The sequence below is a fragment of the Nonomuraea sp. 3N208 genome, from assembly GCF_052245935.1.
Classification (GTDB): domain Bacteria; phylum Actinomycetota; class Actinomycetes; order Streptosporangiales; family Streptosporangiaceae; genus Nonomuraea.
Map to the genome: position 1 here is coordinate 18,335 of NZ_JBQQBR010000049.1, position 20,671 is coordinate 39,005.

A 20,671-nucleotide genomic window follows, 5' to 3' on the forward strand; every position below is an offset into this window, starting at 1 on the left:
ACGCGGCCGTATGGAATCCGTCAAGAACGACAAAACGCCACAAAATCAGGGATTTGCTGGTCGTGTGGCCGCCTGGTTAGGCGCGGCCGTAACCAACATGTCTTGTACCTGAGGAGTGGGGATGACGGACGTCGTCTTCGTAGCCCTGACGATCGCGGTCTTCGTAGTCTTGGGGTTGGTCGTCAAGGCGGTGGAGCGGCTGTGAGTGCCGTCAACGCCGCAGGCCTTGTCGTGGTCGTCGGCCTGGTGGGCTTCATCGTCGTGGCCCTGCTGTTCCCGGAGCGTTTCTGATGTCCCTGACCCTGGCCGGGATCCTGTTCATCGCCTCCCTGCTGCTCGCCCTGGCTCTGTGCTACAAGCCACTGGGCGACTACATGTATCGCGTCTACACCGGCACCAGGCACAACGCCGCCGAGCGGGTGATCTACCGGCTGCTCGGCGTCCAGCCCGACGGCGAGCAGCGCTGGGGCGTCTACGCGCGCAGCGTGCTGGCGTTCTCGGTAGTTTCGATCCTGTTCCTGTACGCCCTGCAGCGCCTGCAGAGCCACCTGTTCCTGTCCCTCGGGATGAAGCCGGTGGAGCCCGCGCTGGCCTGGAACACCGCGGTCAGCTTCGTCACCAACACCAACTGGCAGGCCTACTCCGGCGAGTCGACCATGGGCCACCTGGTGCAGACCGCGGGTCTGGCCGTGCAGAACTTCGTCTCCGCGGCCGTCGGCATGGCGGTGGCGATCGCCCTGGTCCGCGGCTTCGCCCGCAAGAAGACCGACACGCTGGGCAACTTCTGGGTGGACCTGGTCCGCGGCACGATCCGCATCCTGCTGCCGATCGCGTTCGTCGCCGCCCTGGTGCTGGTCGCCGGCGGCGTGATCCAGACCTTCGCCGACCACAGCACGTGGACGACTCTGACGGGTGGCCATCAGACGTTCACCCCGGGCGCGGTCGCCTCGCAGGAGGCGATCAAGGATCTGGGCACGAACGGCGGTGGCTTTTTCAACGCCAACTCGGCCCACCCGTTCGAGAACCCCACGTCGTGGACGAACTGGTTCGAGATCTTCCTGCTGCTGGTGATCGCGTTCAGCTTGCCGCGCACGTTCGGCCGCATGGTCGGCGACAACCGGCAGGGCTACGCGATCGTCGCCGTCATGGGCGTCATCGCAATGATCAGCGTCGGTCTGACGAACTGGGCCGAGCTGAGCGCGGGTGGCACCGTTCCGCAGGCGATCGGCGCGGCGCTGGAGGGCCGCGAGGCGCGCTTCGGCACGTCCAACTCGGCCATGTTCGCCTCGGCGACCACGCTGACCAGCACCGGTGCGGTGGACTCGTTCCACGACTCCTACACTGCGCTGGGCGGCGGCATGCTGATCTTCAACATGCTGCTCGGCGAGGTGGCCCCCGGGGGGGTCGGCTCCGGCCTGTACGGCATGCTGATCCTGGCCGTGATCACGGTGTTCGTGGCGGGCCTGATGGTGGGCCGTACCCCTGAGTATCTGGGCAAGAAGATCGGCGCCCGCGAGATCAAGCTGGCCTCGCTGTACTTCCTGGTCACCCCGGTGCTGGTGCTGGTCGGCACGGCCGTGGCGATGGGCACCGAGGTCGGCCGGTCGGCGATGCTCAATTCCGGTCCGCACGGGTTGTCGGAGATCCTGTACGCCTATACGAGCGCGTCCAACAACAACGGCTCGGCGTTCGCAGGCGTCAGCGTGAACACCGTCTTCCACAACACCACGCTGGGCCTGTGCATGGCCTTCGGCCGGTTCGTGCCGATCGTACTGGCCCTGGCGCTGGCGGGCTCGCTGGCTCAGCAGGCACCGGTCCCGGCCTCGGTCGGCACGCTGCCGACCCATCGGCCGCAGTTCGTCGGCCTGGTGGTCGGCGTCACGATCATTCTGGTCGCCCTGACGTTCCTCCCGGCGCTTGCGCTCGGCCCGCTCGCAGAAGGAATCCGCTAGACATGTCAACGCACGTGCTCGAATCCCCGAGCCAGCCGCCGACGCCCAAGAAGAACGGCCGGGTCGGCGGCGGACTGCTCGAGCCCAAGCAGATGATCCGGTCGCTGCCGGATGCGCTGAAGAAGCTCAGCCCGGCGACCATGTGGCGCAATCCGGTGATGTTCATCGTCGAGATCGGCGCGGTCTTCACGACCGTCCTGGCGATGCTCGACCCGTCGTGGTTCGCCTGGGCCATCGTCGTATGGTTGTGGTTGACCGTGGTGTTCGCCAATCTGGCCGAGGCCGTGGCCGAGGGCCGCGGGAAGGCGCAGGCCGCGACGCTGCGTGCGGCCAAGCGCGACACGACCGCCCGCCGCCTCAAGAGCCGCGACGACCACACCCAGTGGGACGTGATCGGCGCGTCCGAGCTTCAGCAGGGCGACTACGTGATCGTCGAGGCCGGGGAGGTCATCCCCGGTGACGGCGACGTCGTCGAGGGCATCGCGTCGGTGGACGAGTCGGCCATCACCGGCGAGTCCGCGCCGGTGATCCGCGAGTCCGGTGGCGACCGCTCTGCGGTGACCGGCGGCACCAAGGTGCTGTCCGACCACATCATCGTCCAGATCACGCAAAAGCCTGGTGAGAGCTTCGTGGACCGTATGATCGCCCTGGTGGAGGGTGCGAACCGGCAGAAGACGCCGAACGAGATCGCGCTCAACATCCTGCTCGCCGCCCTGACCATCATCTTCCTGGTCGCCACCGCCACCATGCAGCCCCTGGCGATCTACTCCAAGGAGATCAACCCCGGCGTGCCGGACTCACTTGCGCTGACCGGCGACGGCGTGACCGGGATCGTGCTGGTGTCGCTGATCGTCTGCCTGATCCCGACCACGATCGGCGCGCTGCTGTCGGCCATCGGCATCGCCGGCATGGACCGGCTCGTCCAGCGCAACATCCTGGCGATGTCCGGCCGCGCGGTCGAAGCCGCCGGGGACGTCTCCACGCTGTTGCTGGACAAGACCGGCACGATCACGCTGGGAAACCGGCAGGCGAGAGAGTTCGTCCCCGTGGAAGGGGTGAGTGAGCGCAAGCTTGCCGAGACCGCCCAACTGTCCAGCCTGGCCGACGAAACTCCGGAGGGCCGCTCCATCGTGGTCTACGCGAAGCAGGCCTACGGGTTGCGCGAGCGGCAGCCGGGCGAGCTGTCCCACGCCGAATGGGTGCCCTTCACCGCCCAGACCCGCATGTCCGGAGTCAACCTGGACGGCAGGGAAGTGCGCAAGGGCGCCGCCACCGCCGTCATGAAGTGGGTACGCGATGCCGGTGGTCACCCGACCGACGAGGTCGGCCATCTTGTGGACGGCATTTCGGCCTCCGGCGGCACCCCGCTGGTCGTGGCCGAGGAGGGCCGCGTGCTCGGCGTGATCCATCTCAAGGACGTGGTCAAGGACGGCATGCGGGAGCGGTTCGACGAGATGCGCCGGATGGGCATCCGTACCGTGATGATCACCGGTGACAACCCGCTGACCGCCAAGGCCATCGCGGACGAGGCCGGGGTGGACGATTTCCTGGCCGAGGCGACCCCTGAGGACAAGCTCACACTGATCAGGAAGGAGCAGGAGGGCGGCCGCCTGGTGGCGATGACCGGCGACGGCACCAACGACGCCCCGGCCCTGGCCCAATCCGACGTCGGCGTCGCCATGAACACCGGCACCAGCGCCGCCAAAGAGGCCGGGAACATGGTGGACCTGGACTCCAACCCGACCAAGCTGATCGAAATCGTCGAGATCGGCAAGCAGCTGCTCATCACGCGGGGCGCGCTGACGACGTTCTCGATCGCCAACGACATCGCCAAGTACTTCGCGATCATCCCGGCCATGTTCGCGGCGGTCTACCCGGGTCTGGACGCGCTGAACATCATGCGTCTGGCCAGTCCGCAGTCGGCGATCCTGTCGGCGGTGATCTTCAACGCACTGGTCATCATCGCGCTGATCCCGCTGGCGCTGCGCGGGGTCAGGTATCGACCGTCCAGTGCGTCCAAGCTCCTGTCACGCAACCTCTACGTTTACGGCCTCGGCGGGATCGTCGTCCCGTTCCTCGGCATCAAGCTCATCGATCTACTGATCCAGTTCCTTCCGGGGATGTCATAAATGGACCGCATGCCCAGCTGGATCCGCCAGCACGTCGCCGCGCTACGCGCGCTGCTCGTGCTCACGGTGGTCACCGGCGTCATCTACCCGCTCCTGGCCACCGGAGTAGCCCAGGCGCTGTTCCACGACAAGGCCAACGGCTCTCTCGTCCATAAGGACGGCAAGGTCGTCGGCAGCGCGCTCATCGGCCAGTCCTTCACCGACGCCGACGGCAACCCGGTCAAGGAGTACTTCCAGTCGCGGCCCTCGGCGGCCGGTGACGGCTACGACCCAACCTCCACGGCGGCCAGCAACCTCGGCCCCGAAGACATCATCGACACGCCTGATGGAAAGTCGCTGCTCACCCAGGTATGCGCCCGGTCCAAAGCGGTCGGGGAGCTCGAAGGCGTCAGCGGCGCCCGCCCGTACTGCACCCCTGACGGGCTCGGCGCGGTGCTCAAGGTCCTCCCCGACCGGGCTGTCAGCGTCAACCAGGCCTGCCCCGCCACCCCCTTCATCGCTACTTACCAGGGACTGAAGGTCGAATGCGCCCAGCTCGGGGAGGACTACTCGGCCGGCAGGACCGTGCCGATCCGCGGGAACGCGACCACGGTGGCGGTGCCCCCCGACGCGGTTACGGCCAGCGGCTCTGGCCTCGACCCCGACATCTCCGTCGCCTACGCCGAGCTCCAGGCGCCGCGCGTGGCCAGGGAGCGCGGGCTGCCGCTCGATCGGGTGAAGGCACTGATCGCGGAGCACACCACCAGGCGGACCCTCGGCTTCATGGGCGAGCCGGCGGTGAACGTGCTCGAACTTAATCTGGCTTTGGATCGGTCATGAAGAGGGGTCGCTTGCGGGTCTACCTCGGGGCGGCCCCCGGGGTGGGCAAGACGTACGCGATGCTCGGCGAGGGCCGCCGCGGGCTCGAGCGCGGCCGGGACGTCGTCGTCGGTTTCGTCGAGACTCACGGCCGCGCCCGCACCGCCGCCCTGCTGGAAGGCATGGAGATCATCCCCCGCAGGACCCTCGTCTACCGCGGGGCCACGTTCACCGAACTCGACCCCGACGCCGTCATCGCGCGCAAGCCCAAGATCGCGCTGATCGACGAGCTGGCCCACACCAACGTGCCAGGCTCGAAGAACGCCAAGCGCTGGCAGGACATCGACGAGATCCTCGACGCCGGCATCGACGTCATTTCCACGGTCAACATCCAGCACCTGGAATCAGTCAACGACGTCGTCCACCAGATCACCGGCATCCCGCAGCGCGAGACCGTACCCGACGAGGTCGTCCGGCGAGCGAACCAGATCGAGCTCGTCGACATGTCCCCCGAGGCGCTGCGCCGCCGCATGGCCCACGGCAACATCTACGCGCCCGAGAAGGTGGACGCGGCGATGTCGAACTACTTCCGCGTCGGCAACCTCACCGCGCTGCGCGAGCTGGCGCTGCTGTGGGTCGCGGGAAAGGTCGACGAGCAGCTCGACCGCTACCGCGCCGACCACGGCATCGCCACAACCTGGGAAGCCCGCGAACGCGTCGTGGTCGCCCTGACCGGCGGGCCTGAAGGCGACACCCTGGTACGCCGGGCCGCCCGCATCGCCGCCCGCACCAAGGGTGCCGACCTGCTGGCCGTCCACGTCACCAGAGCCGACGGGCTTGCCGGCGGCGACCCGGCCAACCTGGCCCGCCAGCGTGCCCTGGTCGAGAACATGGGGGGCACCTACCACCAGGTCGTCGGCGACGACATTCCCCGTGCACTGCTCGACTTCGCCCGCGCCGTCAACGCCACCCAGCTCGTCCTCGGCGCCTCCCGCCGCGGCCGGTTCGCCCAGATCCTCTCGCGCGGCGTGGGGGTGGAGACCACAGCCTTGTCCGGCCCCATCGACGTCCACCTCGTCACCCACGAGGAGGCCAAGAGGGGCCGCAGGCGGCCCGAGCGCTCCCGAGCCGCTCTGACCAGGAAGCGCAGGCTCACCGGGTGGGTGGTTGCGGTGGCGGGCCTGCCGCTGCTGGCCGCCGCGCTCGCCCCGTTCCGTGACGCGGTGTCACTGACCAGCGAGATCCTGCTCTTCCTGTGCCTGGTCGTCGGCGTCGCACTGATCGGCGGTATGTGGCCGGCGATCACTGCCGCCGTCGGCGGATTCCTGCTGCTCAACTGGTTTTTCACGCCACCGCTCGGGCGGCTCGCCGTCGCCGAGCCCGAGAACCTCCTCGCGCTCGTCGTATTCGTGCTGGTCGCCGCAGCCGTCAGCACGATCGTCGACCTGGCCGCCCGCCGTACCAGGGAGGCCGCCCGCGCCCGCGCCGACGCCGAAGTGCTGTCCACGTTGGCCGGACATGTGCTGCGAGGCGAGGCCGCGCTGCCCTCACTACTTGGGCGGCTGCGGGAGACGTTCGCCCTGGACTCGGTCACCCTGCTCGAACGCCTCGGCGAGCCCACCCCCGACGACATTTCCGAGCCCGCCGCCTGGCGCATCATCGCCACCTCCGGCGCCGCCCCCTGCACCGCACCCTCCGAGGCCGACACCGACGTCGCGATCGACGACCGACTGGTCCTGGCCGCCCAGGGTCGACTATTGGACGCCAGCGACCGAGGAGTGCTGGAGGCCTTCGCCGCCGAGGCCGCCGTCGCGCTGCGCCAAGAACGCCTGCAGGAAGAAGCCGAGCTTGCCAAACCCCTGGCCGAGGCCGACAAGATGCGCACCGCGCTGCTCGCCGCAGTCAGCCACGACCTGCGGACCCCACTGGCGGCCGCCAAGGCCGCCGTCGAGAGCCTGCGCAGCCACGACGTCACCTGGACCACCGAGGACCGCAACGAACTGCTGGCCACCGCCGACGAGTCCCTGGACCGGCTGGACCGGCTCGTGGAGAACCTGCTCGACATGAGCCGCCTGCAGGCCGGCGTCCTCGGACTGGCACTCCAGCCCGTCGCCCTGGAGGAGATCGTCCCCCATGCCGTCGACGACCTCGGGGCGTTGCGCGACCGCGTCGAAGGCGACATCTCCTTCGACCTGCCCGAGATCATCGCCGACCCGGCGCTGCTGGAACGGGTCCTGGTCAACCTGATGACGAACGCCGTTCGCCACAGTCCCGCGGATCAGACGGTGCTGGTCACCGCCAGCACGCACGACGACGTGGTCGAAATCCGCGTCATCGACCGCGGTCCCGGCATTCCCGCTGAGGCCCACGAGCGGGTCTTCCAGCCTTTCCAGCGGCTCGGCGACCGTCACAACGGCACCGGCGTCGGGCTGGGCCTCGCGCTTTCACGAGGGCTCACGGAGGCCATGGGCGGCACCCTCGACCCCGAGGAGACACCCGGGGGCGGCCTCACCATGACCGTCCAGATGCCTATCTCGTCGAAGGCGGTGACACCATGACCAAGATCCTCGTCGTGGACGACGAGCCGCAGCTCCTCCGCGCACTGCGCATCAATCTGGTCGCCCGCCACTACGAGGTCGCGGTCGCCGGCGACGGCGCCTCCGCCCTGCGCCAGGCCGCCGAATGGCATCCCGACCTGGTCGTGCTCGACCTCGGCCTACCCGACATCGACGGCGTGGACGTCATCCACGGCTTGCGCGGCTGGACCCAGACACCCATCGTGGTTCTGTCCGGCCGGTCCGGGAGCCAGGACAAGATCGAGGCGCTGGATGCCGGTGCCGACGACTACGTCACGAAACCGTTCAGTATCGAGGAGTTCCTCGCCCGTATCCGCGCCGTCTCCCGGCGCTCCGCCGTCCAGGAGGCCGAGCTGGCCCGCATCCAGATTGGCGATCATACGGTGGACCTGACCAGCAAAACCATCTCGGGCGGCGTGCGGTTGACGCCTACCGAGTGGCACATGCTGGAGATCCTGGTGCGCAATCCCGGCAACCTCATCACCCAGCGTCACCTGCTGACCGAGGTGTGGGGCAGCGAGTACGTCAAGGAGACGCACTACCTGCGCCAGTACATGACGCAGCTGCGCAAAAAACTCGAACGCGACCCCGCCCACCCGGTACATCTGATCACCGAACCGGGCATGGGCTACCGGTTCGTCCCATGACCCCTGCTCCGTTTGGGCATCCGGCCTCGCCCTGCGGGAGGGATCGGCGCTGTTGGCGGCCATCGTGGCCGAGCCGCCCAGGAGCCCGCATCCTCACGTAAGGGCTGCTGATCAGCGCCTGTCCCAGAAATCTCGTTAAGCAGATGATCCACTGGCGCCGCCGAAATATTGACGTTTTCTTGACGCCATGATCACGCGAGCACGGCCCTTGACCTCATTAGGGTGCATTCGTCTTGACGATTTCTTGTGGAGGGCCCAGTGGCCGAGGTGGGGCAACGTTCGGCAATGCCGGGAACGGCACTGCGGCGGTGGCTGCTGAAGGGCTTGCAGCGCCCCGAGGGCCTCGTGAGCCATCCGCCGCAAGAGGAGACTCCAGGCCATCAGCACAAGTGGTGGCAGGTGATGTGCCTGACGGGCGTGGACTACTTTTCCACCCTCGGCTACCAGCCCGGTATCGCCGCCCTGGCCGCCGGCGCCCTGAGCCCCGTGGCCACGCTCCTGCTCGTCGCGCTGACGTTGTTCGGTGCGTTACCGACCTACCGGGCGGTGGCCGAGCAGAGCCCGCATGGACTGGGATCCCTGTCGATGCTGGAGCGGTTGCTGCCCGGCTGGCGGGGCAAGCTCCTGGTGCTGTTCCTGCTCGGTTTTGTGGCCACCGCCTTCATCGTCACCATCACCTTGTCGGCGGCCGACGCCACCGCGCACATCCTGCACAACCCGTTCGTCCCCCATGCTTGGGTGAGCTGGCAGGTGCCGGTCACCTTGGTGCTGATCGCTGCGCTGGGCGGGGTGTTCCTAGTCGGCTTCAGCGAAGCCATCTCCATCGCGGTCGTTCTGGTCGCCGTCTACCTCGTGCTGAATGTGGTCGTGGTGGCCACCGCAGTGCAGCGTGTGCTCACCCACCCCGAGCAGGTGACGAACTGGCAGAACACTCTCACCGCCGACTACTCAAGCCCGATTGCGATGGTGGCGGTCTCCCTGTATGTCATGCCGAAGCTCGCCCTGGGCCTGTCAGGCTTCGAAACCGGCGTGGCCGTCATGCCTCTGATCAAGGGCGAGTTGACCGAACGGATCCAAGGTGCCCGCAAGCTGCTGACCACTGCCGCGCTCATCATGAGCGTCTTTCTGATCACCTCCAGCTTCGCCACCACAGTGCTCATTCCTGCCGAGGAATTCGCCGAGGGTGGCTCGGCCAACGGTCGCGCCCTTGCCTATCTTGCCCACCTGTACCTGGGCGACTGGTTCGGCACCGCCTACGACCTGTCCACCATCGCCATCTTGTGGTTCGCCGGGGCCTCTGCTCTGGCCGGACTGCTCAACATCGTGCCGCGCTACCTACCCCGCTATGGCATGGCCCCGGACTGGACTCGCGCCATCCGCCCCATGGTGCTGGTCTTCACCGGTATCGCCTTCCTGATTACCCTGATCTTCGACGCTGAGGTGGAGGCCCAGGGCGGCGCCTACGCCACCGGTGTCCTGGCCCTGATCCTGTCGGCCGCCGTCGCGGTCACCCTGTCTGCCCGGACCAGGCGTCACACCAGAGCCGCCGTCTTCTTCGGGCTCATCACGCTGATCTTCGCCTACGCCACCGTCGCCAACATCATCGAACGGCCCGACGGGCTGGTGATCGCCTTGCTGTTCGTGCTGGCCATCGTGGTCATCTCGCTCATCTCCCGGGCCACTCGCTCCACGGAGTTGCGCGTCACCCACATTCACCTGGACGATCACGCCCGCCGTTTCATCAACGAAGCAGGCGAGATCTACCTCATCGCCAACGAACCGCACGCCCGCGATGCCAAGGAATACATCGACAAGGCCCGTGAAGCGTGGGAGCTACACCGCCTGCGTACCAGAGAAGGCCTGCTCTTCCTGGAGGTCACCATCCCGGACGCCTCCGAATTCGCCGGCGAACTTCGCATCATCGGCGAAGAACGTCACGGCTTTCGCGTGCTGCGCATGCAGAGCACCACCGTCGCCAACGCCATCGCCGCCCTGTTGTTGCATCTGCGAGATCAGACCGGCAAAACCCCGCACGTGTACTTCCACTGGGCCGCCGAAGGCAACCCCATCGGCGCGCTGCTGCGCTACCTGATCTTCGGCGGCGGCGACATCCCGCCCCTGACCCGGGAAGTCCTGCGCCAAGCCGAACCCGATCCCGACCGGCGTCCTATCGTTCATGTCGGCTGACAGGACGTGGTAGACGCCTTCTGGTCTAGCCGCTACGCCCTGCGAAACGGCCTCGCCGTGGAAGGCAAGAGTCGGACGTTGGTGCCCGGGCGCATTCCAAGCCGGTAGGAAAAGCGGTCTTGGAGAGGGTGCACGGAGCTTGATCGTTCCCAATGTGTTCCCATGAAGGGCATTCCCGTAGAAGAAGAGCAGGTCAAAGGCCTGTTGCGACGGGACTGTAAAACCGTCGGCTCAGCCTACGCAAGTTCGAACCTTGCACCTGCCACACGCAGTTAGCGCAGCTCAGAGGCCCTACGGGGCCTCTTCTGCATTTCAGGGGTGTGCAGCCAGATGCAGCCCTGAGCGGCCGTTTGTCGCTGGTCACGGGATATACGCGGGATGGATCACGGGGCGTTTCCCCAGGTAGACGCCCTGATCCGGAAGATGTGCGGGATGACGCGGCCCTGCAACGCCGAAAGGCCCCGGGGAAGCCGGAGCCCTTCGAGGAGTGCTGCTCGTGATCTCATGCCGTCAGTACGTCCGCTATCCGCTGGTTGACGATCTCCTCCTGACCGTCGATCAAGGGCGGCGCTCCGCGCGGCCCGAGCGCGGCCACACGCTGCACGTGCGGCCTGGGGGCCGTTCTCGCGCGCGCCCGCGCTCGGGGCGCGCGCGTTCACCGCGTCGTTCCTGATCGCAAAACCGGCTCCGCACACAAGGCAGTGATGCGGATAGGGTCCCGTTCATGACGGCCCCCCTGCAACGCGAAAGCAGTCCTCTCAGAGGCGTACGGCTCCGCTTGCCGGTGCTCGTCGGCCTAATCGTGATTGCCATGCTGACCGGAGCGGCGGTGGTGTACTTCACGCCTTTCGGCACCCAGCGTCCCACCATCGTCAAGGGCACCATCGTGGCCAGCAGCCATGACGCCACTCAAATCGGCCTACATGTCGATGGCACCCCAGAAGGGGTCGGTTACGAGATCGCCGGCGCCCAGTGGATCGACCGCAACGGCCAAGTCCACGGCGGATCACGTCCCGAATGCATCATTCCTGCCTCCACCGGCCAGCGAGTCGAGTTGGCATATGTCCGAGTCCGTGACATCGATGATGGCCCAGGTATCAGCACGCTGGTCGCATGGGTTCGCTGCCTGTAAGTAGACCCGCCTCCGGCGGGGGCCGGCCCGGCGCCGGGGTGATCACCGCACCGGGTACCAGGGCCGTTGGTGGCTGGGGGGGAAGCCTGATCATCCCGCCCGCCAGCGACCCGGGGCAAGCCGAGCAGACCAGGGCCACGGGGCCAAGGTCGTGAAGATGATGGCATGCGAGTCCGACGAAGAGTTGGCTCGACTTTGAGAGGCGGCACCGGGCTCCCTGCTCAGCTCAGCCCCGGCCCACCGGAATCTGTGGCTGGCGTGCCCGTTGCGTGCCCGATAGGGCGGAGAAGCAGGGGGAACAGCGGGGAGTCACGGAGAATGCCACCAGCATGCTGAGCTGCGTCTTCGCTGGTTGAGCAAGATCGGTATGCGTCTTTGCAAGCAGGATGTCAATTCCAATCGGGATTACGCTCCAGCAGCTCCGCGGCGCCTCTCGCTGAAGATCCCCATGTCCCGGAAGTTCGCCACGAACAGATTGATGTGGGGGAGGTCCTCTATCTCCTCCCGCGCGAGGTAGTCGGCTGCCGTGGCCCGAATGGATTCATCCGGCGCAGGCTGTAGCCCGAGATTTGCGCACACCTCCTCATAGTCCTGCCGCGACATCCCACGCGGGAACCGCCGCTCGAACTCCCAGCGCAGTTCCTTGCGTTCCTGACGAAGCTGAGCCATGATCCCCCACCTCCGATCATGGGCAAGCCGCAGGGAGACTGTCTCCACGAAGGTGTGATCAGGCGGGCCGGCACGGCGATCCTTGATCTCCCGGCTGAAGCACTCCTCGTCACTCAACGGGATCAACTCCAGCTCAGCACAGGCCCGCTCGTATTCCTCTCGAGTGAACTGACCGCTCGGCCCAGCCCCAGAGGCAATCCGCCCCTGTTCCAGCACCGACCAGACCTTCTGCCAGAACGGATCGTCCGGATTGTAGGGACCCACAGGCGGAGGAATCTCCTGCAATGGCATACCGGGCACGCTAGCCAGTGCCACATGCCACCGCAGCAAAACGGCGTTTCGGTTGTCGGCCCTACCTCGTCGCGAAGCCAGCGGCATCGTTTGGTCGGCACCGGCCGCTCGCTCCCATCGACCTGTCCCCCCACGATCCGTAACAATCACTCTGTGCGTCTCCTATTGAGGTCGGCCTTGGCGGGGTCCGCGGTGGCGTTCTTACTGCTGCTCCTCCTCCACTGGCCGACTCGTGATTCGGATTCCGAGCTCAAGCTGGCAATGGCGTTCGCGCTGGCGCCCTTCCCGCTCAGCATGCTCGCCGCGCTACTGGCCCGCCTGCCTGTCTGGCCGGCCGTTGGGCTGGTGGCACCCTTCGCCATGCTGGCGGTCGCGTTCATCCAGCCGGATTATGACTCCTGGGTGTCCGACGACAACCTCGCGCTCTACCTCTTCCTAGCGGTCCCTGCGGTGACCGGCTTCATGCTCACGGCCCTGCTATGTGCTCTGCTCTTCGGGAAGACCGCGGGCACACCAGGAGCCGACGCAGTGTAGGGGACACGTGGCAGATCGGCCGTCATGTTGTCGTCTGCCTGTGCTGTCTTAGCGGTCTTCGAGAGGCTACCTGTGCGTGCACAAGCAGGGCGGAGCCGAACGAGTGATGCGGGTCCTGGATGATCCCTGACCGCGGAAGAGGCGGCGGGGCCCGCGTGGCGACTGCCGCAAAGTTATACACATGATCGCCAGGCTATTCGCGCCATCAATCAGGGGACGAGGGGGCAACGCAATGATCAGTAAGGAAGGTCTCCGCCTCGGTGAGCAGGTCGCGCGTCGGCTGGCGCAGTTGGACTGCTGCGAAATCGAGGGAGGGCTCTCCGAGGCGGAGTTCGCGCGGATTGAGCAGGAGTACGGATTCGAGTTCGCCGACGATCATCGGGCTTTTCTGGCGGCAGGGCTGCCGGTGCGTCAGCCTTGGGAGGAAGGGCAGACGTGGGAGAACCCCTGGCCTGATTGGCGGAACGGTGATCCCGAGGCTCTGCGAGAGCACGTCGCCTGGCCGGTCGACTGTCTCCTGTGGGATGTCGAGCACGGCCACTGGCGATCGAGTTGGGGCGAGCGGCCGAGCGATGTGTTGGAAGCCGTCGAAACGGCCCGGCTCCGGCTGGCGGACGTCCCCAGAATGGTCCCGCTCTATGCACACCGGTTCCTGCCGGCCGGCCGTGGCACCCACGGGCATCCCGTCCTGTCCATGCGGGGCTGGGACATCATCTACTACGGCACGGACCTGGCCGACTACATCACCCAGGAGTTCCAGGAGCCGCGCCCCGAACGTGACGAGGAATGGCAGCCGTACGCCACGGTCCCGTTCTGGCGGGACTATCTGTGAGTGCAGGCCGCCAGTACGCGGGAGGAAGATCCGGGATATGCGCGGGATGATGCCGCAGGCAGAAACCACGGCCGAGGCTGTAATGCCAGCTCAGCGGCTACGCTGAATACCCGCTGAAGATCATCGGGCTTACTCGGGGGAGTCCGGCGGCTTCGGTGACGTGGGGGGAGTGCTGCCTCGATGCGCCGCATGGCCTCAGCCTGCCCGCCGGAGATGCACTTGGCGTAGACCCGTAGCAGCACCTCAACACTGTGCCGGCCCACTCTGCGACCTGAGGCGGGTTCATGCCGGCGTTGAGCCATGCCGAGACGCACGCGTGCCGGAAGTCGTACGGACGGCCAGAGATTCCCGATGCTCGTTCAGCGGGTGTGAGGGCGCGCTGACGCGCCGCGTGCGCCGAGATTGGCGAACGCAAACGGACTGGCGGGGCTCGCCTCCGCCGGTTTTCGGCTGCATCGACCGCTTCGGGAGGCGACATACCGCATGCTCTCAGATCCTGCACCACCGCAACGGTTCGATACCGCGACGCGACCTCCACAGGGCGGCCCTACGTGCGCACCACCCGCCCAGACTTCCGAGCCAAGGATCGACCTGGAATGATCAGGCCCGGATGAACCTACCCAAGGAGTACTTATGTCTACCAAGCTCCTCGCGTTCGTCGCCTTCTTGCTGATCGGCTCAGGCGTACTTGCTGGCCTGATGCCTGTTACTTCAGAAGGTGAGGCGTGTGGTTCTGCATTCATTACTGCCTCTCTCCCTGATTACTTAATGGATGAGACTCGTAACTTGGCAGTAGAAAAAATGGACTATGGGAACAGATGTAAGGATGTCCGAAACCTTGTTCAGATTCCCGCTACCGTCTTGATCGCCGCAGGGGCAACCACGTTGGTCGCTGCTTTCTTCTCGCGGAGAACAGTCTCTATAGCGAGAAAGTGACCGACACGCTGTCGCACTACTGTCATCACGAGCAGCAGCAAGGTGCAGCAGTCGCGCCACGCGACAACGGCTGTGAGCGACCGCCTCCGACTGGCTTAACCAAGCACCCCTGACCGAACGTTCGGGCCGGGGTTGCCGCGCTGCCCCGCAGATGCAGCCCTCACGATCGCCACTGCATGGCTGGCTGCCATACCTGCTTGGGGCGATCGACGATCCAGGGTTCGTTCCTCACCCTGGCTCACGAGGGAACGTGGCTGATCCGCAGGCTCCGGGGTGCGATCGTGGCTGGCTCCGCCTCGCGGGATATACGCGGGATGATCCAACCAGTTCGTGGGTTTCTGGACTATCAGAGGCTGGCGCCGATGTAGGCCAGATGAGGATCGGCGAAGAACGATCGCACCAGCGCAGGCATCTTCTGTAACCGCCGCAGCGCGCCCAGGGCGAGGGCTTTGAGCTCCTCGACGCCGCGAGCGGAGGCCCGTGCGATCCGGTCGTGCTTGACGTTCTTCCACACCCACTCGTCAGGGTTGAGCTCAGGCGAATACGGCGGCAGGAAGAACAGCGAGAGGGCACCCTGACTCGCCTCGACGAACGCCTTGACCTTCTTGGCCCGGTGGACGCGGGAGTTATCCACGATCAGGAACACCGGACGTCCGGCATCGGCGATCAGGCGCTTACAGAAACCGATGAACGCATCGGCGTCCAAACTCTGGTCAAACAGCTGGAACCGCAATTCGCCGCGCGAGCTGACGGCGGAGATCATCATCACCGAGCGGCGAGCTCCGGTGGTGGCCACGACCGGAGTGCGTCCCACGGGAGCCCAGGTGGTACCGGCGTGGTAGTCAGTGCGCACCGCCGCCTCATCAGCGAAGAACACCACTGCGCCCAGCCGTTTGGCCTCGGCCGCGATCGCGGGGAAGGTCTGCTGCTTCCACTCGGCAACCGCGGCCGCGTCCTGCTGGTAGGCCCGATACAGCGGCCGTTGCGGCGACATGCCCAGCTTGGCCAGCACCCGGCCAACGCTCACCAAGGACAGTTTCACCTTGAACTCGCGGCGGATCAGCTCGGCCACCATCGCCCGCGTCCACAACGCGAACCCGAAACTCAACTGACGCGGATCATTACCGGCGATGAGCTCATACAGCCGCCTCAGCTGTGTTTCGTCCAGTTTGGCCGCTGGCCCGCGGGTCTTCTTGGTGCGCAATCCTTCCGGGCCCAGCGCCCGATAATCCTGCAACCACCCGAACACCGTCGCTCGCCCGAACCCGAGAATCTCCGCGACCAGATCAGGTGATTTCCCGCTCTCGATCAGCTGACACGCCCGTAGACGCTCCTCAAAGCTGGCCCGCCGCCCCAACCTCGCCATGCATCAATCGTCCCACAGGCCATCCCAGAAAGTCCGAAAACCTATGAACGGATTAGATCATGGAGAGCGCGGCGTGCCTGCACGGCTCCGCCCCAGGTAGAAGGTCATGCAGTTGCCGTAACGGTCACGCGCTGTAAACCCGTCGGCTTCCCTCGCAAGTTCGAACCTTGCACCTGCCACACGGTAGGTGCAGTTTGTTTCTCCTCTCATACCGTGGAGACCTGCGGGCAAACCAGGTCAAGGCCCTGAGCTGCCTTCTGCCGTCGGCCTGCTAACGGCTCACCCAAGGTCTCCGCTCAAGGACTCAGCAGTCTGCGATGTCACAGATCTTGGCCGCCATGGCTCTGGCGTCCCTGAGGAGTGGCTTGACGCTCGTCCTGGTCGGCGGGCGGAGGTAGACGTACACCGCGTTCGCGGTGCGCGCGATGATCGCGTCGTCGTCCTCGTACCCGCCGTCCCTCGTGGTGAAGGTCCGCCAGCCCTCCTCACCCACGCTCACTGTGGTCAGCGTCCGGGTGAACCCCCTGCGGTGGCCGCAGCGCTTCCACGCTGCCTTGAACTCCCGCAGGGCGCGCTTGGCCATGGCGGGCGTGGAGTAGAGAATGACCTGCTCCTTCAGCCCCGTGGTCTCCTGCCAGCTACGCTCGACCGTCCTAGCGGCCGCCCGGCCCGTCCTGCCTACTTTCGGGTCGCCGCGCACGCCGTCCACACGACTGCCCCTGCACGGGCTGACGGCGAACCACTGCGCGCGCTCGACGTCGACCCACCAGTAGTCCTCAGGGTCCTGTTCACCGATGGTCTTGTGCTCGTAGAGCAGGAAGCCTCGGGGGATCTCGCCGCTTGCGGCCAGAACGGGGGTGGCTGTGGCGGTGAGCGCCAGTAGTGAGGCCACGATGGTGATCGTCTTGAGCATGATGTTATGACGCCGCTGCTCGTAGGATGGTTCGGCCTTCGGGCGAGATTGTCGCGCGAGCCGCTGCGGAGCTAACGGACCTAAACCGGCTCAGGCCTCGGGAGACAGGCTCCTTCATGGGCCACGATCTCGAAGATTGAAGCGGCTTTCCCAGCATCGCCTTTGCCCGCGGCAGTGTGTCCACACTACGGATCGCCCCAGATGCAGGTCCACGGGATATACGCGGGATGGATCTCCAGGTGGATCCTGAGACGATAGCCGTATGGCCAAGTCAGAGGCATGACGCAGGCGAGAACATCGGTCCGCTGTAAAACCGTCGGCTCAGCCTACGCAAGTTCGAACCTTGCACCTGCCACATGCAGTTAGCGCAGGTCACCCCTTCAGACCGGTGTCAGCGATGCTGGCGATGAAGGCCCGCTGAAACACGAAGAACAGGATCAGAACAGGGATGGTGATCAAGGACGAGTACGCCATGATCTGTCCCCAGGCGATGTCGAGCTGGAAGAAGTACTGGACGCCGATCAGCACTGGCCGTAGATCCTCGTCCTGAACGGTCATCAGAGGCCACAGGTAGGAGTTCCACGCCGGCATCGCGGTGAGCAACCCGACGGTCGCGAAGGCGGGACCGGACAGCGGCACGACGACGCGCCGGTAGATGCTCAGCCAGCCGCAGCCGTCGATGCGGGCCGCCTCGTCCAGCTCGGTGGGGATGGTTTTGAAATGCTGGTGGAACAGGAAGATCGAGAAGCCGTTGGCCACGAAGGGCAGGATCTGCACCCGGTAGGTGTTGAGCCAGCCGAGCTCGAACCCTTCGGAGGTGATCCACGGCAGCTTGGACACCCAATAGACCAGCGGCACGGCGATCGTCTCGAACGGCAGGACCAGCGTGGCGATGACCAAGGTGAGCAGGATTGGTGCGAAACGCCACCTGATCCGTGCCAGAGCGAACGCCGCCATGCTGTTGACCAGCAGGCCGAGTAGCACGATCGCCGCGGTCACGATGATGGAGTTGAGCAGGAATCGACCGGCGGGCACGGTCTCGAAGACCGCCGTGTAGTTGTCGAGGGAGACCTGCCCGACCGGGAGGAACGCCTTGGCCGAGCCGAGGTCGGCGAAGATCTGTTCGTCCGGCTTGAGCGAGGAGACCAGCATGAACACGACGGGGAAGGCGAAGACCACCGCCAGCAGTGTCAACGGCAGGTACGTCAGCCATCGGCGCATGGTCAGGCCCTCTCTCTGGTGAGACGCCGCTGGATCAGGGAGACCGCCAGGACGAGCGCGAAGAACACCAGGCTGATGGCCGCGCCGTACCCGATCTGTTGCTCGCGGAAGCCCTTGCGCACGGCGTGGTAGACCACGGTGGTGGTGGCGTCCAGTGGCCCGCCCTGGGTCATCACATCGATCTGCACGAACAGCCCGAGCGCCGCCAGCGTGATGGTGACCAGGACGAACACGAGCGTGGGTCGCAGTCCAGGCCAGGTGACGTGGCGGAAGCGCTGCCTGGCCGTGGCGCCGTCCATGAGGGCCGCCTCATACAGGGAAGGCGGAATCGTCTGCAACCCGGCCAGCCAGATCACCATGTGGAAGCCGACTCCCTGCCACACCGACATGATCATGATGGCCGGCAGCGCCGTGCCGGGATTCCCGAGCCAGGCGACGGCGTCCCACGCGCCGAAGGTCAACGTGCCGAGCATCGAGTTGATCAGCCCATGCTCCTCGTACATGAAGCGCCACAGGATCGAGACGACCACCATCGAGGTGACCACCGGCATGAAGTACACGGTCCGGAAGATCTGGATCCCGCGCAGCTTCTGGTTCACCAGTAACGCGAGCAGCAGTCCGAGTCCTCCCTGTACGGGCACGATGACCAGGGCGAAGATGAACGTGTTACGCAGCGACTTCCAGAAAGTGGGATCTCCCGCGAGCACCACGGTGTCGTCGTCCACGGCGAACAGGACCGACTTGCCCTCGTACTCCGGATGCCCGGATCCCCTGCGGGTGTAGTCCCGCACCTGGGCGCCCTCCGGCAGTTCGAGCACGTCGAGGTCCAGCAGTCGGCTGAAGTTCTCGGTGCCGACGAAGCGGGCGGGCTCCGGAGAGACCAGCCGCGAGTTGGTGAATCCGAGGACGAAGGCCAGCACGACGGGCACGGCGATGAACAACGTCAGGAGCACCACGGCTGGAGCGGTCATGGCCAGCGCGGTGAGAGAGTCCCGTCGTCCCCGCCTCAGGACCCTACGATGGCCCCGCCGCTCGTGAAGCTCCGGAACGGTTGCCCGGCGAGTACGGGTTTTCACGACCAATGTCGACTCCTTCATCGCCGGGGGCCCATAGGGCCCCCGGCTGGATCGTCAGAACCCGTAGTTGCCGTTCGAAGCGACGTTGGCATCGATCTCGTCGACCGCCGCGTCCAGGCGGGCCTTGACCGCGGAGCCGTTCATGATGTCCTGCGTGGCCTTCTCGAAGACGCTGGAGATCACGGGATAGGCGGGCGTGGGTGGGCGAACCGTGGCGAATTTGCGCGAGTAGTCAGCGAACATTCTCAACTGGCCACCCTGCTTGTACTTGTCGGTCAGGGCGGCGGCCTCCTCCGTAGCCGGGATCAAGCCGATCTTGTTGGAGAACTGCGCGATGTACTTGGGGTTCAGGGAGAATTCCAGGTACTTGCGGGCCCCGTCCTGCTCCTTGCAAGAGGAGGTGATGGCCCACTGCCAGGACGCACCACCGATCTTCGGCCCGGCGCCGAGGTCGGGCGGGGGAAGGAACAGCAAGTCGTCGCCGTACTTCTTGATGGCGTCCGGGGCCCCCCAGTTGCCGTTCCAGGCCAGCGCGGCCTTGCCGTTCAAGAACGCGACGCGGTCGGTGGCCTCGCGCGGGTTGGCGAGCTTGCGCTGGAACAGGCTCTGCCACCATTCCCCCCACTTGACGGCTGCGGGGCCGTTGAGCGCGCCCTCGGCCGTGGTCATCGAGGACCGTTCGATGAGATCCCCGCCGAAGCTCTGCAGCAGGGGTGAGAAGGCGTACGGCCACCACTCGCCGCCGCCGCCGGTACCCAGATCAAGGGCGTAGTCGAACTTCCCCTCGTTCTTGAGCTTGACCAGCGCCGCGTCGAACTCCTGCAGGGTCCAAGGCATGTCGGTGGTGGGGATGCGAATGCCGTACTTCTTCAAGACGGACTTGCGGCCGTAAACGCCGACGGCGGCATCGAAGTGACCGATCGCGTAGATCGTGTCCCGGTACTTCCCGACCGTACTGGGCAGGAATTTGTCCGTGGTGGACTGCGGAAGGTTCAGCGGCGTCAGATACTTGGCCCAGGCCCAGTTGGGCACGACGGGTCCGTCCGCGTCGAGCAGGCAGGGCAGCTTGCCCGCTGTGGCGGCTCCCGTGACGGCGTCGTTGTAGGCGCCCTGGGGGAACGCCTCGTGGACGATCTGATACTCCTTCTGTGAGGCATTGAAGTCCTTGATGATCTGCAGGACCGTTGCCAACTCCTCGGGGTTGCCGGCCGCGTGCGTCCACAGCTTGATGGCCTTCGGGCCTGACGGGCTTCCTTGGCCGGACGATCCACACCCGGCGATCAGCGTCGCCGAGGCCGCAACGGCTAGGATGCTGTTAAAGAGAGGGCGTCTCACCGCTTCTCCTTCTTTATGCCCCGGCTGGCCGGCCGGGGTGAGGCTTGCGGCCGTGTCCCGGCCGCGGGTTGTGAACT

17 protein-coding genes are annotated in these 20,671 nt (G+C 66.0%); 11 read left to right on the plus strand and 6 right to left on the minus strand.

Translation table 11 applies throughout. The annotated features are described in order from the left end of the window. The first annotated feature begins 201 nt into the window (after window positions 1-201). The 8 genes from kdpF to ACTWPT_RS48945 all read left to right on the plus strand — a co-directional run bounded on the left by kdpF (window position 202) and on the right by ACTWPT_RS48945 (window position 11,421). Window positions 202-291 carry a K(+)-transporting ATPase subunit F gene (gene kdpF, locus ACTWPT_RS48910; protein ID WP_397119452.1) on the plus strand — a complete coding sequence of 30 codons (90 nt, stop codon included), beginning with the start codon at window positions 202-204 and terminating at the stop codon, window positions 289-291. Beyond that, the gene (gene kdpA / locus ACTWPT_RS48915; RefSeq protein WP_443184407.1) at window positions 291-1,952 is read left to right on the plus strand and encodes a potassium-transporting ATPase subunit KdpA; all 1,662 of its coding nucleotides are present in this window, start codon (window positions 291-293) and stop codon (window positions 1,950-1,952) included. Before kdpF ends, kdpA begins: the two co-directional genes overlap by 1 nt. A gap of 2 nt (window positions 1,953-1,954) precedes the next feature. Then, window positions 1,955-4,081, plus strand: coding sequence for a potassium-transporting ATPase subunit KdpB (kdpB, locus tag ACTWPT_RS48920; RefSeq protein WP_443184408.1), 2,127 nt, complete (start codon window positions 1,955-1,957; stop codon window positions 4,079-4,081). After that, the gene (locus tag ACTWPT_RS48925; RefSeq protein WP_443184409.1) at window positions 4,082-4,900 is read left to right on the plus strand and encodes a potassium-transporting ATPase subunit C; all 819 of its coding nucleotides are present in this window, start codon (window positions 4,082-4,084) and stop codon (window positions 4,898-4,900) included. Then, entirely contained in the window at window positions 4,897-7,437 is a 2,541-nt protein-coding gene (locus ACTWPT_RS48930; protein WP_443184410.1) for an ATP-binding protein, read from the plus strand. Before ACTWPT_RS48925 ends, ACTWPT_RS48930 begins: the two co-directional genes overlap by 4 nt. Beyond that, entirely contained in the window at window positions 7,434-8,102 is a 669-nt protein-coding gene (locus tag ACTWPT_RS48935; protein WP_443184411.1) for a response regulator, read from the plus strand. The genes ACTWPT_RS48930 and ACTWPT_RS48935 overlap by 4 nt, the downstream gene beginning before the upstream one ends. A 285-nt stretch (window positions 8,103-8,387) precedes the next feature. Then, window positions 8,388-10,289, plus strand: coding sequence for an amino acid transporter (locus ACTWPT_RS48940; protein ID WP_443184412.1), 1,902 nt, complete (start codon window positions 8,388-8,390; stop codon window positions 10,287-10,289). 724 nt (window positions 10,290-11,013) lie between these two features. After that, window positions 11,014-11,421, plus strand: a complete 408-nt coding sequence (locus ACTWPT_RS48945; protein ID WP_443184413.1) for a hypothetical protein — start codon at window positions 11,014-11,016, stop codon at window positions 11,419-11,421. A 405-nt stretch (window positions 11,422-11,826) separates the two neighbouring features. Here ACTWPT_RS48945 and ACTWPT_RS48950 read toward each other — a convergent pair whose 3' ends face one another. Beyond that, the gene (locus ACTWPT_RS48950; RefSeq protein ID WP_443184414.1) at window positions 11,827-12,381 is read right to left on the minus strand and encodes a hypothetical protein; all 555 of its coding nucleotides are present in this window, start codon (window positions 12,379-12,381) and stop codon (window positions 11,827-11,829) included. 153 nt (window positions 12,382-12,534) lie between these two features. On the opposite strand from ACTWPT_RS48950, the gene ACTWPT_RS48955 reads away from it, so the two are divergent. From ACTWPT_RS48955 to ACTWPT_RS48965, 3 genes are all read left to right on the plus strand, one after another. Continuing rightward, a complete protein-coding gene (locus tag ACTWPT_RS48955) occupies window positions 12,535-12,915 on the plus strand; it encodes a hypothetical protein (protein ID WP_443184415.1) in 381 nt (126 codons plus the stop codon). A gap of 232 nt (window positions 12,916-13,147) precedes the next feature. After that, window positions 13,148-13,747 carry a hypothetical protein gene (locus ACTWPT_RS48960; RefSeq protein WP_443184416.1) on the plus strand — a complete coding sequence of 200 codons (600 nt, stop codon included), beginning with the start codon at window positions 13,148-13,150 and terminating at the stop codon, window positions 13,745-13,747. 633 nt (window positions 13,748-14,380) lie between these two features. Then, window positions 14,381-14,683 carry a hypothetical protein gene (locus tag ACTWPT_RS48965; protein ID WP_443184417.1) on the plus strand — a complete coding sequence of 101 codons (303 nt, stop codon included), beginning with the start codon at window positions 14,381-14,383 and terminating at the stop codon, window positions 14,681-14,683. Between the two features lie 346 nt (window positions 14,684-15,029). Here the strand turns inward: ACTWPT_RS48965 and ACTWPT_RS48970 are convergent, their stop codons facing one another. The 5 genes from ACTWPT_RS48970 to ACTWPT_RS48990 form a co-directional block, all read right to left on the minus strand. Continuing rightward, window positions 15,030-16,049 (minus strand): IS630 family transposase, encoded by a 1,020-nt coding sequence (locus tag ACTWPT_RS48970; protein ID WP_443184418.1) that lies wholly within the window; start codon window positions 16,047-16,049, stop codon window positions 15,030-15,032. Window positions 16,050-16,353: 304 nt separating this feature from the next. Next, window positions 16,354-16,962: a hypothetical protein gene (locus tag ACTWPT_RS48975; protein WP_443184419.1), complete on the minus strand. Its 609-nt coding sequence runs from the start codon at window positions 16,960-16,962 to the stop codon at window positions 16,354-16,356. 372 nt (window positions 16,963-17,334) lie between these two features. Next, window positions 17,335-18,183, minus strand: coding sequence for a carbohydrate ABC transporter permease (locus ACTWPT_RS48980; RefSeq protein WP_443184420.1), 849 nt, complete (start codon window positions 18,181-18,183; stop codon window positions 17,335-17,337). Between the two features lie 2 nt (window positions 18,184-18,185). Continuing rightward, window positions 18,186-19,154, minus strand: a complete 969-nt coding sequence (locus ACTWPT_RS48985) for a carbohydrate ABC transporter permease (RefSeq protein WP_443184421.1) — start codon at window positions 19,152-19,154, stop codon at window positions 18,186-18,188. A gap of 159 nt (window positions 19,155-19,313) precedes the next feature. Then, window positions 19,314-20,594, minus strand: coding sequence for a sugar ABC transporter substrate-binding protein (locus tag ACTWPT_RS48990; RefSeq protein WP_443184422.1), 1,281 nt, complete (start codon window positions 20,592-20,594; stop codon window positions 19,314-19,316). Window positions 20,595-20,671: the final 77 nt, after the last annotated feature.